This is a genomic window from Natrinema caseinilyticum, from assembly GCF_024227435.1.
Taxonomy (GTDB): domain Archaea; phylum Halobacteriota; class Halobacteria; order Halobacteriales; family Natrialbaceae; genus Natrinema; species Natrinema caseinilyticum.
Map to the genome: position 1 here is coordinate 2,482,281 of NZ_CP100445.1, position 13,256 is coordinate 2,495,536.

The 13,256-nt window shown below is 61.9% G+C and carries 12 protein-coding genes; 3 read left to right on the plus strand and 9 right to left on the minus strand.

The features are described from left to right. Positions 1-6: 6 nt before the first annotated feature. The 6 genes from NJT13_RS12155 to NJT13_RS12180 form a co-directional block, all read right to left on the minus strand. Positions 7-1,284 carry a class I SAM-dependent methyltransferase gene (locus NJT13_RS12155; protein ID WP_254521900.1) on the minus strand — a complete coding sequence of 426 codons (1,278 nt, stop codon included), beginning with the start codon at positions 1,282-1,284 and terminating at the stop codon, positions 7-9. Further along, a complete protein-coding gene (locus NJT13_RS12160; protein WP_254521901.1) occupies positions 1,277-2,449 on the minus strand; it encodes a 60S ribosomal export protein NMD3 in 1,173 nt (390 codons plus the stop codon). Before NJT13_RS12160 ends, NJT13_RS12155 begins: the two co-directional genes overlap by 8 nt. A 1,287-nt stretch (positions 2,450-3,736) precedes the next feature. Further along, positions 3,737-4,039, minus strand: coding sequence for a DUF8036 family membrane protein (locus tag NJT13_RS12165; protein WP_254521902.1), 303 nt, complete (start codon positions 4,037-4,039; stop codon positions 3,737-3,739). Further along, positions 4,040-4,312 carry a winged helix-turn-helix domain-containing protein gene (locus NJT13_RS12170; protein ID WP_254521903.1) on the minus strand — a complete coding sequence of 91 codons (273 nt, stop codon included), beginning with the start codon at positions 4,310-4,312 and terminating at the stop codon, positions 4,040-4,042. It abuts the gene before it with no gap. A gap of 40 nt (positions 4,313-4,352) precedes the next feature. Continuing rightward, complete coding sequence (locus NJT13_RS12175) at positions 4,353-5,828, minus strand: molybdopterin-dependent oxidoreductase (RefSeq protein WP_254521904.1); 1,476 nt, start codon at positions 5,826-5,828, stop codon at positions 4,353-4,355. A 23-nt stretch (positions 5,829-5,851) separates the two neighbouring features. After that, the gene (locus tag NJT13_RS12180) at positions 5,852-6,835 is read right to left on the minus strand and encodes a hypothetical protein (RefSeq protein WP_254521905.1); all 984 of its coding nucleotides are present in this window, start codon (positions 6,833-6,835) and stop codon (positions 5,852-5,854) included. Between the two features lie 594 nt (positions 6,836-7,429). Here NJT13_RS12180 and NJT13_RS23500 point away from each other — a divergent pair. Beyond that, the gene (locus NJT13_RS23500) at positions 7,430-7,606 is read left to right on the plus strand and encodes a twin-arginine translocation signal domain-containing protein (protein ID WP_425499754.1); all 177 of its coding nucleotides are present in this window, start codon (positions 7,430-7,432) and stop codon (positions 7,604-7,606) included. 526 nt (positions 7,607-8,132) lie between these two features. Here the strand turns inward: NJT13_RS23500 and NJT13_RS12185 are convergent. The 3 genes from NJT13_RS12185 to NJT13_RS12195 form a co-directional block, all read right to left on the minus strand. Further along, positions 8,133-8,375 carry a hypothetical protein gene (locus tag NJT13_RS12185; protein ID WP_254521906.1) on the minus strand — a complete coding sequence of 81 codons (243 nt, stop codon included), beginning with the start codon at positions 8,373-8,375 and terminating at the stop codon, positions 8,133-8,135. Between the two features lie 873 nt (positions 8,376-9,248). Next, entirely contained in the window at positions 9,249-9,542 is a 294-nt protein-coding gene (locus NJT13_RS12190; RefSeq protein WP_254521907.1) for a hypothetical protein, read from the minus strand. Positions 9,543-10,031: 489 nt separating this feature from the next. Next, positions 10,032-11,471, minus strand: a complete 1,440-nt coding sequence (locus NJT13_RS12195) for a cryptochrome/photolyase family protein (protein ID WP_425499813.1) — start codon at positions 11,469-11,471, stop codon at positions 10,032-10,034. A 266-nt stretch (positions 11,472-11,737) separates the two neighbouring features. Between NJT13_RS12195 and NJT13_RS12200 the strand changes: the two genes are divergently transcribed. After that, positions 11,738-12,091 carry a hypothetical protein gene (locus tag NJT13_RS12200; RefSeq protein ID WP_254521909.1) on the plus strand — a complete coding sequence of 118 codons (354 nt, stop codon included), beginning with the start codon at positions 11,738-11,740 and terminating at the stop codon, positions 12,089-12,091. Between the two features lie 334 nt (positions 12,092-12,425). Beyond that, complete coding sequence (locus NJT13_RS12205; protein ID WP_254521910.1) at positions 12,426-13,112, plus strand: HAD family hydrolase; 687 nt, start codon at positions 12,426-12,428, stop codon at positions 13,110-13,112. The last annotated feature ends 144 nt before the right edge of the window (positions 13,113-13,256 follow it).

Genomic DNA, 13,256 nt, shown 5'->3' on the forward strand with positions numbered 1-13,256 from the left:
GTCGTGTTACTCGAAGCACGCGTCGACGACGACGTGTTCGACCCCCGCGCTGTGGCTTTTCACCCGCCGTTTCTCGAGGACCTCGAGCTCCCGCCCCGCGTCCGTACCGGCCGCTTCGAGTCGCTCGAGCGGCCGGTCCCACAGGAGGGATTCGGGGGTCGCCTCGTGATAGTGGACGACGCCGCCCGGAACCAGCGCCTCGAGAGCGGCCGGAAGGAACTCGTGTGCTTCGTCGGCTCGAGTCCCGTGATCCGATTCGCCATCGTCGTCCGCCTCGCTGCCGTCCGACCTGCCGTAGTAGCCCATGACGACGCGGTCGGCCTCGAGTTCGCCCGCGAGGTCACGGCAGTCCGTCATGTAGGCGTCGACCCGGTCGCCAACGTCGTTGAGCACGGCGTTCTCGAGCAGGTAGCGAAAGGCGGTCGGATTGATCTCGGTTGCGGTCACCCGCGCGCCAGCTCGGGCCAGCGGCAGTGTGAAGTAGCCGATGCCGGCGAACATATCGAACACCCGTTCGTCGGCCACGGACTCGAGGTCGCCCATTCGAGCGCGTTCGGCCTGATTTCCCGGGGAAAACATCACGGACGCGGGATCGAGCCCGTATCGGGTGCCGTGTTCCGTGTGGATCGTTTCCGTGTTTCGCACGCCCGCCAACAACCGGGTGCGGGGCTCCCGGTGGGTCCCCGCCGGGCCGTCGTTGGCGATCCCCTCGTCGGCGAGGACGCTGTCGGCCTCCCCGTGTACCTCGAGCAGCGCCTCGCCGAGTTCGGTCTCGTTCGGACAGCCCTCGGGAACCGTCACGAGGATCACCGATCCGATCACCGCCCACGAGCCGGGTGCGGACTCGAGGTCCTCGCTGTTCCAGCCCCGATCGGCGAGCAAGGCCTCGAGATCCGGATTCCTGCGTTCGGGCTCGAACTGGCGGACGACCTCGAGAACGCGCGTCTCGGTCGGCGGCTCCACGATAGGAAGGGCGATCCGCTCCGCCCCCGTCTCACGGGTCGGCGACCCGTTCGTCTCCTCCGAGGGCTTCGCATCGCTTCGCCCTCGCGTCTCACGAACGCGTCTCGACTCGTCGTAGACGCCTTCGGCGCGCAACGACTCGATGGCCGTCTCGGTGCGCGTTTTCTCGACGATCGCCGCGAGCGGCGCGTCGGCCTCGGCTCGTTCGAGGACGTCGGTGGCTGCAGGTTCACGGTCGCGCTCCACCGCGGGCTCGAGACCGCGACGCGTCGAGTCCCCGTGGTCCGCACCGTCGGACGACCGGTTTTCGTCCTCAGTCATCGCTATCGTCGGGTAAAACGTGCACACCCGCGCGGCTCTTCAAGACGGGCACCGTTTCGGCGTTCGGATCGAAGTACTCCGGTCGCGCCACGGTCTTCGCCTGGAACGTCTCGGGATCGAGTATCTGCACGGCGTTGTCGTCCTCGACGGTGACGACCGTCGTCTCGACGGCGTCCTCGAGCGAGCCGAGCCTGCGAGCGTCGGGCGAGTTGCCCTCTTCGTAGCTCGCCTCGTAGCGCTCGCCGGTCGTCGCGCGGACTCCCTTCAAGTTGCCGCGGGCGCTGCGGACGATGACCGGGCCGTCGTCGTCCTCGACGAGATCGATGACGTCGCCGGGCGTGTACGGCGGGAGGCGGACCGCGAACGTGACGCGGTAGACCTCGTTTCCGTCTTCGTCTTCCGTGACGAGCGTCTCGGCGTCGGTGACGGTGCCGCCGAACTCCTCGACCATCTTGTTCGCGATCTTCTTGCCGATCTTGTTGGTCGAGACCTTGATATTCAGCCCGTCGGGGGTCTCGTTCGTCTCGGTGACGAAGGCGTTCCGGTCGCCCGTCGCCTCCATCTCGGCCACGATGCGGTTTGCGATCTCCTCGGCCCGTTCGGTTTCTTCGGTGGTCGGGGTGCGGTCTTCGGCGCGGATCTGAACGATGCTGGCGTAATAGTCGCCGGCGATCCGACCGCAACGGGTGCACGTTTGACGGGAAATCTTGACGGGCACCGTCACCTGCTCGTCGACCGGCGTTCCGCGGACCACGCCCGTGAAATAACAGTGCATCCGAATCGTGTTCTGGTCGACCTGTTCGGGTTCGATCTGCCAGGCGACGTCGGAGACGTCGACGTGGACGCCAAGCGCCTCGCTCACTTCCTCGATGGCGATGTCGGTGTAATCTTCCGCGCCGACGTCGACCCACCGATTCCCCCGGTAGACCGCCCCACACCGCGAACAGACGCGAACGTCGATCCGATCCGGCGCGTCCACGAAGTCGAAGTCCTCGAAGTAACACGCATCGCAGAGTTCGACCTCGGCACCCGGCCGAAGGGGATCGTTGGCGGTGCCGGTATCACCCTCGGCGGCGCCCCCGCCAGGGCCACCGTTCGCGTCGCTCCTCGAGCGCTCGGGTACCGGATCCCCACATTGGGGACAGAACGCACGCGACTCACTCATTGACCCATGTTTGGGTTTCAGAGAGTTAAGCCACCCGTTCTCTCGACTCGACTCGCGGGACACGCGAGACGACTGCTGCAATTCGCCCGGTAAAGCCACCCCGTGATGGCCCCTTCGTTCGACACGAAACGAAGGGGTCGACGGTCCCGAACCCATCAGAAACGCGTCAGACGACGATAAAATTTTCAGACGTCAGACGTGACCGTGTCCCGTGGTCTCCATGCGAAACGAAGGGGTTCGGGTGGTCGAAGCGAATCGAGCGTCTCCCCGTCGTCGCGGAGCGACAAAATATCGATTACGTTTTCTCGGGGCTCCTCGGGTCGAGAAACCGTGATAGAAAGTCGACACCCGGGTATGTATGTCACACCAACAGGGACCGGGTAGGTCGACCGAGTTCTCCCTGTCAGACGGCGAGGTAGCATCGTTTATTGGGTGCCATCGGAGCCCCCCCGCCACTCCGTCGTTTGCCCTGCTCGATGATAAACGCTCGACAACCGGCAGAACGTTTCAAAGAAGGAGTTGCGCGGTCCGGTCCGTCTCGAAACCGCGGGCCATCGGTCTCAACCGGATCGCAGAAAACGCCGGCCAGAGGGCACCGTCTCCCTGTATCCCTGTCCGTCCAAGCGGTGACGAAAGGGCCTGCGATCGCAAAGCGGATAGGTCGGCACCGACCGAGTCCTCTCCTTTCGCCATGCAGATGGCGACAGTGAAGACGATTAACTCTGTTGGCCGCTTCGCCGTCCGTGATTGCCCGTCCGCATTGCGGCGGGACACGGCCGCTCGTGGGCAGTGCACTTTCGCCGGAAGGAATTACTGACAGGAACGGCCTTGGAGACGACGACCAGAAAAACGGTCGCAGCGTTTCCGAATCGTCCTCGCGCCCGACCGTGCCGGCGAGTTTTCCAACCAGGAGTCACGCTCCCTTCCGAGCAGGCTTCCGACAATTGAGACGCCGACGACGTCGAATTCGGTGGCGAGATACTGTGGCGTGTCCCGCCCGAGCGCGAGTTCCGTGACGATCACCCGGATCTCGAGGCGGGTGATCCCGATCCGGTCGACGAGATCGATGGGACCGACGTCACGTACGCCGGCAGCGTCGAGCGCGCTGTTTGACTCGAAGAGATCTCGGACGAGTCGCCGTCGCACAGACGATGGCGAGTAGGCCCTTGGTCACGGGCGAATCATCCCGACGAATTAGCGCTCCGACGGCGTCTTCACCGAAACGACGATCACGTTCGGCGGTAGCGACAAAGATATCACAGCCATCGAGGGTGCGATCAAATCACGTCACTCCGCGGTGACGTAGGTGAGGAAGGCCAGAGCAACGGTCTGAATCGCACGGAGGATGGCTACGGACTGCTCGACGCCTGGTGAATCGGCGTAGAGCATCCCGCTGCTGAAAAAGAAGTAGATGGCGACGATATTTTCGAGGAGCATCGCAACGCCGAACACGGCCAGTCCTGCAGTCATCTTGGACCCGAACGTTCGGTAGTTGCGCAGCCAGATGACCGTTACCACCGTCAAGAGGAGAACGTTCACCCCCGAGAGGACGGTCGCTCCCAGCATCCAGGGACCCATCGCACCCGCCATTTACATCGCCTCCAGAACGGTTTCGAACTCCTCGCGGTGATGTTCGAACTGATCGGTCAGGAAGTACAACTTCCCGTACTCGTCGCCGCCGGATTCGATAACGTCATGTTTCTGTAGCATATCGAGGTGGTGTCGCACTGTATTGTAATCTACGTCGAGGCACTCCGCGAGCTGATTGGCGTTCCGAGGTCGGTCGTCGAGAGCGGCGATGATGCGCGCACGGTTCTCGCCGCCGCGGGTACCAACGAGGAGGTACCAGAGTGCCTTCTCCATCCATGCGTGCTCTTGTTTCAGGGGATTATGAGTCCAGTGGTCATCCTCCTATCGTCTTCGTGACCCACCCAGTCGCCCCACTCGGGAACGCGTCCGACCGCTCTTCGGGCTGGAGGTTCCCCTCGCCGTCGATCGCTCGCACCACGACCTCGTGACTGCCGTCGGGTTCGAACTCGTAGCGCCACTGTCGCCACACATCGGTCCCAGGGAGCGGCTCCGAGAGTTCCGCATCTTGCCAGATGCTGCCACCGTCCGTCGAGACTTCAACGCGTTCGATGCCACGCGTCCCGGCGTAGGCGTGGCCGGCCACCTCGAGGTTCCCGTCGGCAAGCACGGTGTCGCTCCAGAGTTTGGCGACGGTGCTCACTGGCCCGGTGCCGTGCCAACCGCGCTGTTCCCAGTAGCCGTCCATCTCCTCGTCCAGGAGTTCGATCTCGGCGAGCCACTTGACGTTCGTCTCGCCCCAGTGTCCGGGGATCAGCACGCGCACCGGATGACCGTGGGACTGGGGAAGCGACCGACCGTTCATGCCCCACGCGAGAAAGCCGCTTTCGAGAGCCTCGATCGGGAACTGGACGAAGTATCCGTCCTCTGCCCGGAGCATCGCACACCCGCACTCTCCCGCAGGATCGGCCGCCTCGAGGACCGACTCGATCGGCGTCCCGGTCCAGACGGCGGTGTCCAGTTTCTTCCCGTTCAAGTTCTCGCCGACACACCGGAGCGTCACGAATCGGTGCTCGGTCGGCATGTCCGTCAGTTCGTCGAACGTGACAGTTACGTCGTCACCGACTTCCCCGGTGATCGTCATCGACCAGTCCGCGGGCGCGAGCTCCGGGTCGAACTGCGCGATGTCGACGTTGTAGAACTCCTCGATCGTGCTCACGAGTCCCGGCACGTCGCCACGGATGTCGAGCGACTTCGCTTCGGCCTCCTGTAGCAGCGTGGCCACCTCGTCGTCCGTCGTCCCGCTTCCGCCGGCGACGTCGTCGTCAGCCGTCAATCGACGGAGGCCGATAGCCGCGCCGAGAAAGGCCACCGCGCTCACGCTCGAGATGAGCGCACGCCGTCGCGACGGGTCGTGGTCGCGAGCGGCGACCGGCGTGGCGCCGACGGCGGTAAACGCCGCGACGGGCACGGCAGCACCGGCTGCGAGCAACGGCTCCGCCGTAAGCGAGGCGGTCAGACCCCACGCGAAGAGGCCGGCAAGGCCGCTCCCGATCACGGGGCTGTCGAATCGCCGGGCGGCGAAGAGCCCGACGATCGCAGTGCCCGCCAGCAATCCGGTCGCGATGACGAACGAGAGGGCGATGTGCAGCAGATGCCCCTGTTCGCCAACGTTCACGATAATCCAGGCGACGATCGGTCCCGGCGTGGCCCGGACGACGAGGTCGTCGATGGGCGCGACGAGGAACTCCGGGGAGTAGCCCGCCACCGCGTAGGACCCTGCGACGCCGGTGCTGCCCGCGAGCGTCGCGAACCCGATCGCGTCGCGGGACGGGGAGCGAGAGTCAGCCATCGGTACGTCCCCCGCTCATCGTGTCACTCCATCCCCGCGGAGACGACGGGGCAGTTGACGGTGGCGGTGTCGGTGGCGAGGACGGTCGCCGAGGTGGCCGACTCGAGGTCCGAGACGTTCTCGAAGTCGGCGTTGTCGTAGACGCTGACCGACCACAGCGGCGAGTAGCCGTCCTGGCCCGGCAGCGTGGCGACGACGTTGTGTGTCTGCTCGCTCGACGCCTCGGTCACGAACCCCGACTGCGGGCCACCGCCATCCTCGTCGGGGTTCGTGTTGAAGGAGACGTAAATGGGCGAAACCGGCACCTCGTTGCTGTCGGTCGTCTCCAGCGGCGCTTCCTCGAAGAGGAAGTAACTGACGACCTCCCCCTCGTACCAGCCCTCGATCAGGCCCTCGTCCTCGTCACCCGCGCGTTTGGTGGCCGTGGAGCCCTCGGGGACGACCGGACAGTTCTTGATGATGTCGGTGGCAGTGATATCGAGGTCGTGCTCCATCAGGTCGGCGCCGCTTGTCACCGTGTTGGCCTCGTAGTCGTCTGGGACCGTGACCTCGTGGACGTGCCAGAAGTCGTTGTACCCCTCGTCGCCGGGAATCACGTCGACGACGTTGAGTTGGTCCTCGACCGGATCGCCGTTCTCTCGGAAGAACGCGTAGATGGGCGCGGGCTCGGTCGGCTGCACGTCGAAGTTGTAGTACTCGACGGCCTCGCCGTCGGGACCGAGTCCCCGCGTGACGAACGGCCCCTGATCGAAGTCGACGGGTTCGTTCGGGTCCGGCAGGTCGTTCATTTCGTCACGCACCATCAGCGTCCCCGCCTCCTCGCTGAACCGGTCGATCTCCGCGCGAGGCGCCCCCTCTGGGTCCATCGTGCGAGATTCCTCCATCGGGTCGGTTCCGGATGGTTCGTCGCCGACATCCTCGCTGCCCGTACATCCGGCGAGTGCAACCACCATCGCGCTCCCTGCGAACTTCAGAACTCGGCGTCGCGTCGTATCGTTGCTGGACATAGCAGCTACTCGCACGAGAAGTGCGAAAATATAGATTTTCCAAGAATAATGCAAACTCTTGCCCATTTCGGTTCAAATTCGGTCTAGATTCTGACTCAGATTCGCGTGACAGCGCCGTGAGAATCTTAAAGAGAGCGATTAACTGTTCCGTCCTCCTGCGCTGAATCTGCGCTGTGTATTCACCACGACACCAGAAACGTATCACCGCCTGCGGGTTTCGTCAATTCTCTATTTTGAACCGAGCACGGCTCACCGTCGGCGCCTTCTCGTGGATCGTCGACGAGTTCGTCGAGACCCGATACGAGCCGAACGACGTGCTCGTGCCTTTCTTAGAGTCGGATACCGTTTCTCCGCCGACCGATCCCACTCTGATTCACAACGCTGTGCCCCGCGAATGGTACATCCACCGATCGTTCCACCTGGAATCTGCCGAAATCAGCCTGCCGAATACAGCGGACGTACGCACGGAGCGGTATCCCACGTAGCGACTACTCCGTTGAACCGTGGACCAGAAGCGAGGAGGCGATCGAAGGACCTGCCGCATCTCTCCAGACGAACCTCGTGCTTTTTAGATTCGATTAGTAACCACACCATATGCCCTCGAGACGGGATTTTCTTCGTGGTGGTGGCGGTCTCGCGGCGGTTGGTGGACTCGGTTGGCTTGGGATTGGACACATCTCTGTGACCGGCGAGGTCAAACGGAAATATATCGACGTTTCGTGGGGGCTAACGGACGACAGCGACGCGGACGCATTTTGTGGTCGGCGTTAGCACCAGAAGACGAGCTCAACATCTCGTATGCATCATCCTTCGCTGAGGACGCAGTCCAATCGCCGAGAAAAATCGTCGCCGATCGAAATTCAGATAGCAGTCTAACTCGTGACTTTAGCGCCGTATCCTACAAGCTCGGCGTCTGTGGGACTGCATCCGGTGATTGTGGCTACAGCATGAAACGAGTGAGTCGGGACGGATTTAATAGCGCCCAACTGGGGGATACAGCGACCGTCGCAAATTTCGGAGATCGCCTCTACGTGTACGAGGTGGATACCCGATCCGGGTGGTCGGGATCGTCGGAGATCAGACCGTTCGACTTCGCGAACAAGTATCCGACGTACCAGTGACGGTTGTGTTACTGAGAGACGCCAGTACCGACATCGACGGGACGCGAGTTACGCGCCTCGTCTCTTGTAGTCGTTCGACGATCTTCAGAATTGCTGTCAGTACCACGATGCGAGGGACAGAGGGTGCTTGCAGCATCTGGGTATGACTGATAGCCGGGGGTGGTCGTCCGGAGAGGTCACAACTTCTCAGCGATGATCTCGACGGCGATGATAAATCGATAGAGAAGATAAACAACAAAGACTAACAGTGCAAGTCTGAGTATCTGGATCCACACCGCTATCGGTTCATAGAGAGTCCCTCGGGTGATAAATCCGTATACGAGGCTTACTCCAAACAGCACCAGAACCAGTCTGACTACCCAACTGGGGACCTCATCACGAAATTCCTGCACTACGTCATGAAACTCCGGTCCTGACATACCGTATCTCGAACACAGAATCCCAAAAAAGCTCCTGATTCGACTCGAATACGCATCTGAGGCGCCGTTTCTCTTTGAACGGTGCGCGCTGTGTATTCAGCACGACAGCAGAAACATGTCACTGACAGAGGATCCCAACAAAGCGGTTACATTCAGTCCGTCTCTCTCTCCCAGGACTGTCTTTTTGGCCCGTTCGTGTGGACAGAGAGGTGCACCGTAGCAGTCAGACGTGAAGACACCGCGTACAGGGAATCCCCCGTAGAGGGCTGAAAATCGAGCTTTCTACGTGATTGGCGTCGCATCCAGCTCGAACCGACCGGTTTCTTTCACGATCACGTCGACGGCGACCGCGGTGGTCTCGTCGCCATGGACCACAGCACCCAGATCGACGGATGGCCACTCGTTGTAGACGTGGCTTTTACGTTCGATGAAGAGGGCGATCCCAGTCTGGCGACTGTCGGCGGTTTCCTCCTCCGGCGTATCGATTCCGGAGTACGATGCTATCGAGAGTGGTCTCCGGAGTGGACCGTGAGCCTGAATCGAGGGCGGAACAGCCACCGAGCGAGACAATCGAACCGGCGAGGAACGTCCGTCTGTTGAAGGGTTTCGTCATGGTGGGGGTGTGGCAGCGTCAGTTTTGACGTGAGCGTCCTGAATATGCTCTCGATCCCTGTGGTATGGGCCTTGTATTCGGACTCTCCCCCGGACGGTCCATCGCGCTCTTCCATCGTGCCTGCCCCAGGAGTCGAGGGATCCTCATCGGGGTGGTAGTGGACACGCCGAACGATGCCTCGATACTGACTATCGCATCCACTCTGAAACTGCTGAGTAATTGACGGCGTCATCGGCCAAAATCGAACTCCCTCCGTTCGATCACGCTGTGTCCACGTCCAGCGTCTCTTGGAGCGGCTCGACACGAAACACGTAATCCGCGTAACTGCCATCGAGGTTCGTGGGGCTCTCTTCGGCGGCATGCTCTTGACAGAGAACGGCCTCTGCCTCAACGGCACCGTGCCCGGTTTCTTCCTGATATCGTTCGAGGACGCCAAACGTCGCCCGCTCGGTGCAGCCGCGACGGTGGCACTCGGGAAGCGAGTCCGGAACTCCGTCCTCGCGTCGGTTCTCGTCGTCTGCTTGCTTCTCCCGTTTGTTTTCCGTGTCTGCCATCCTTACTCCGTAAGGAAGCAAGCGGGATAATGCTGTGGTCGTTCGTACTCTCGTGGTGCATTCGCGCGCTGTGTTCAGCACGACCACAGAACTCTGCTCAATTCCTGTCAATAGTCGCGTGCTGACTAGAGAGGATACAGTTTGCAAGCTGTTTCGGGACGAGTCCTGCCCACAACCGAATCGTGGATCGAACGGTAACCTCGCGATTTGGGTTTGGTAAACGGCTTCATCCAAAAGAGTCGACGACCGATCCGATAGCTATCGAGCCGGTTGGAAGGTCACCCGATAGTACTTTTTCTCGCGGTCGTCGTGTTCGTCCGATTCGGTTCACTTAACCTCCGATTCCGACTCCCAGCACTGGTGAACTCTCACGAATCGACAGACCTGGTCCAGGCTAGTCTGGACGCGGCGGTAGCCGCTTCCACCCGGGCAACCACCTCCTGACCGCTGTCCTCGTGCTCCTGACGGCGCCGCTTCTTACGTGCCCCGTCAGTCGTCGCTACGCGCGGCCTCGAATGCCGCGATTGCACGCACGCGGCGCTCATCGTGGTCGACGATGGGAGCGGGGTAGTCGGGCGCGATGGCGGCGCGTGTCTCGTCGTCCAGCGTAGGCCACTCGTGGATGGCGTCGGTCGGTGCGTCCCGAAGCTCTGGGACGTATTCCCTGACGTACTCGCCATCCGGGTCGTACTTCTCGCACTGGGTCGCGGGGTTGAAGACACGGAAGTACGGCTGGGCGTTTGTTCCCGTCGAGGCAGCCCACTGCCAGCCGCCGGCGGCGTGGGCGGTGTCGTGGTCCACGAGCTTTCGACGGTACCAGTCGTACCCCTCGCGCCAGTTTATCAGCAGGTCCTTCGTGAGGAACGAGGCGGCCACCATCCGGACGCGATTGTGAACCCACGCCTCGGCGCGCAACTGTCGCATCCCGGCGTCGACGAGCGGATATCCCGTCTCGCCGTCCTTCCACGCCTGGAGCTCCTCAGGATCGTCGCGCCACTGGATTTCGCTCGGGTACTCGCGGTAGTTCTCGGTAACTACGTCGGGACGCGCGTCGAGGATGTGCGCGTAGAACTCCCGCCAGGCGAGCTGTCGCCGAAATACCTCGACCGACTCCAGGGCGTCCTCGTCGCTGGCGGCGGCCGCCGCGTCTTCGGTGGCGTTCCAAACCGTCCGGACGCCGACTGTCCCGAACTTCAGGTGCGGCGAGAGGCGCGAGGTCGACTCCCGGGCGGGGTACTCGCGGTCGTCCCCGTAGCGGTAGATAGTGTCCTCGCGAAAGTCGGCGAGGAGGTCGTGGGCAGCGTCGGTGCCCGCTGGCTGCACGTCAGCTTCGGGCTCGTCGAAGCCCAGCTCGGCGAGTGACGGTAGCGGGCCGGCGGTCTCGGAGACCTCGCCGAGCCACTCCTCGTCGAGGCTGTCGCGTGGATCGACAACGTCACCGCGAACCGGCGCGGCGACGGGAGCGGCCTTCTCCCGGTCGCGCCACTCTCGCCAGAAGTCCGAGAAAACGGAGTAGTGGTTCCCATCACTCGTCGTGATGTGCTCTGGTTCGTGGAGGAGAGTGCCACCGAACCGCTCGACGCCGACGCTGACGCCGGCGCCGGAGAGCGCTGCCACGACCGCACGGTCGCGTTCGCTCGCCAGGCCAGAGTAGTCGCGGTTCCAGGTGACCGCATCGGCGTCGCAGGCCGCGGCGAGCTCGGGAAGCACCGCGCTTGGATCGCCGCGAGCGAGGAGCAATTCGCCGCCGCGCTCGCGGTACCGCTCGCGCAACGAGTCGAGCGCATCGAGCAGGAACGACACCACGGGCGGCGCGCCGTAGGTGAGTATCTCGGGATCGTGGACGAACACCGGGAGGAGGCGGTTGTCGCCCGCCAGCGGCGGGTTGTCGGTCACACGAAGGTCGCGGCGGTGCCAGTGGAGTCGTATACCGGAGTCTTGGCGGGCGCTGGTGCCGCCCATCGCGAGCATTCCGGCGAGGCCCGCCCCGCGAAGCGCGGTTCGACGTGTTGCCCGCGTCGGTTCGGAGTCCGATTCCGCTGTCGTGTGGTGTGGCTCGTTGCTCATGGCTCGTGCCTCTCTGAGTAGCCCACAGCGCCAGTTGGGGCCGACTCACACACCCCACTCCAGCGCCCCATATAATTCAGTGACGAGATCTGGGAATAATATCGTGGCGTGATGATAGTGGCAGATGGATGATTATCTCTGAATCCTCAATACCCTACCCGAATCTGCAGCGAGTGATCACGGACCTCACTGTTCAACCCTCAGTTCGTGTTGCACTCGCGCGCTGTGTATTCGGCACGACAGCAGAGTTCATCGGGCCCTTATCTTTCCCCCGAAGTCGACTCCTCGTTGCTGTCTTCTCGAGGGTCGTCCTCGAGTTCGGAGAGCTCTTCGTGTACCGTCCGTGCGCTGCTACGTTCCACGAGACGACCAAGACGGTCACGAACGTGCTCCAGACTGGAGCCGGGTCCGTCGGCGAGAACGGCGTGGTTCGTAATTACACGGGCTACAGGAGAAAGCCCACAGCGAAAGCCGTGAGATGAATCCGTCGGTCGACATCGCGCGATTCAGTCGCCAAAAGCGCCACGAGTGATATCCGGGCACTCAGACACTCGACTGGTTCAGCCTCGGGATCTGATAGCTCCCGCCGAAGCCCACGCTGCAATCACATCCTGTATCTTGCACACGCCAAATCAACGACCGAGAATCCGTCAGCGAGCGGGTGCTGAATACGGAGGGTGAGTTCAGCACGGTGAGTATCGAGCATTTACAGCTGAAACGGGCGATAGTACGCCTCTTTCCGTCCGATAGCTCTGATCATCGCCACAATTACCTTTTTGCACGTTAGCCTTTCAGAGTTCAACCAGCATCGATATCATGGACTCCCATAGCATCAAGAACGTGGAAGCGATCTCCTTCGACCTTGATGATACCTTGATACGGTACACGAGATCTCCCGGAGAAGTGCTCCGAGTGTGTTTCGACCGTCTCGATCTCGAGCCGCTGTTTTCCGTCGCGGAATACTATGCTCGATACGATGAGTTTGCGGAAAGGTGTGATTCGATGGACGAACTCCGTTCCGAATGCTTTGCAGTGCTCGCTGCGGAAAACGGGTATAAGAGGCAACGTGGGGAAGATGTCGCGGACGTATTCAGCAACGAACGCGACCAATCCAACGTCGAACTCCGTCCGTCTGCGGCTCGACTCCTAGACGAACTCTCCCAAGAATACCAATTGGCTATCGTCACCAACGGTGCACGGGACGCACAAAAGTGGAAAATCGAGGCCGTTTCTCTTGATCGATGGTTCGAGATGATCGTTATTGCGGGACACGATACACCACCGAAGCCGGACCCAGAACCGTTCAACCGCGTAGTGAAGTCCCTCGGTGCAACCCCGGAAACCACGGTTCACATCGGTGATTCGCTCGAAACGGATATTGCCGGCGCGACCGCTGCCGGACTCAATTCCGTCTGGATTTCCGAAAGTCCCGCTAGTCGAGAGAACGGCCCGACGTTCCGGGTAAATACCCTCGATGACCTTCGGCCCCTTCCGTGGCGGTGAATTCCCTCATCTGAATAATGGCAACTCGGTCGGCTAAATTGAACGATTCGTGCAACCTCGCTTGGGTTGCTCCCTTGCGAGATACGCCAGTGTAGTTACCGCCGGAATTTCTTCTGTTCGCAGCGCAAGATACGCGCCCTGTGT

What these genes read in the sequence shown, in the direction of transcription:
- NJT13_RS12175 (WP_254521904.1), bottom strand. Translation starts at nt 5,828, where the DNA reads ATGGCTGACTCTCGCTCCCCGTCCCGCGACGCGATCGGGTTCGCGACG.
- NJT13_RS23500 (WP_425499754.1), top strand. Translation starts at nt 7,430, where the DNA reads ATGCCCTCGAGACGGGATTTTCTTCGTGGTGGTGGCGGTCTCGCGGCG.
- NJT13_RS12185 (WP_254521906.1), bottom strand. Translation starts at nt 8,375, where the DNA reads ATGTCAGGACCGGAGTTTCATGACGTAGTGCAGGAATTTCGTGATGAG.
- NJT13_RS12155 (WP_254521900.1), bottom strand. Translation starts at nt 1,284, where the DNA reads ATGACTGAGGACGAAAACCGGTCGTCCGACGGTGCGGACCACGGGGAC.
- NJT13_RS12160 (WP_254521901.1), bottom strand. Translation starts at nt 2,449, where the DNA reads ATGAGTGAGTCGCGTGCGTTCTGTCCCCAATGTGGGGATCCGGTACCC.
- NJT13_RS12165 (WP_254521902.1), bottom strand. Translation starts at nt 4,039, where the DNA reads ATGGCGGGTGCGATGGGTCCCTGGATGCTGGGAGCGACCGTCCTCTCG.
- NJT13_RS12190 (WP_254521907.1), bottom strand. Translation starts at nt 9,542, where the DNA reads ATGGCAGACACGGAAAACAAACGGGAGAAGCAAGCAGACGACGAGAAC.
- NJT13_RS12180 (WP_254521905.1), bottom strand. Translation starts at nt 6,835, where the DNA reads ATGTCCAGCAACGATACGACGCGACGCCGAGTTCTGAAGTTCGCAGGG.
- NJT13_RS12200 (WP_254521909.1), top strand. Translation starts at nt 11,738, where the DNA reads ATGATTATCTCTGAATCCTCAATACCCTACCCGAATCTGCAGCGAGTG.
- NJT13_RS12205 (WP_254521910.1), top strand. Translation starts at nt 12,426, where the DNA reads ATGGACTCCCATAGCATCAAGAACGTGGAAGCGATCTCCTTCGACCTT.
- NJT13_RS12170 (WP_254521903.1), bottom strand. Translation starts at nt 4,312, where the DNA reads ATGGAGAAGGCACTCTGGTACCTCCTCGTTGGTACCCGCGGCGGCGAG.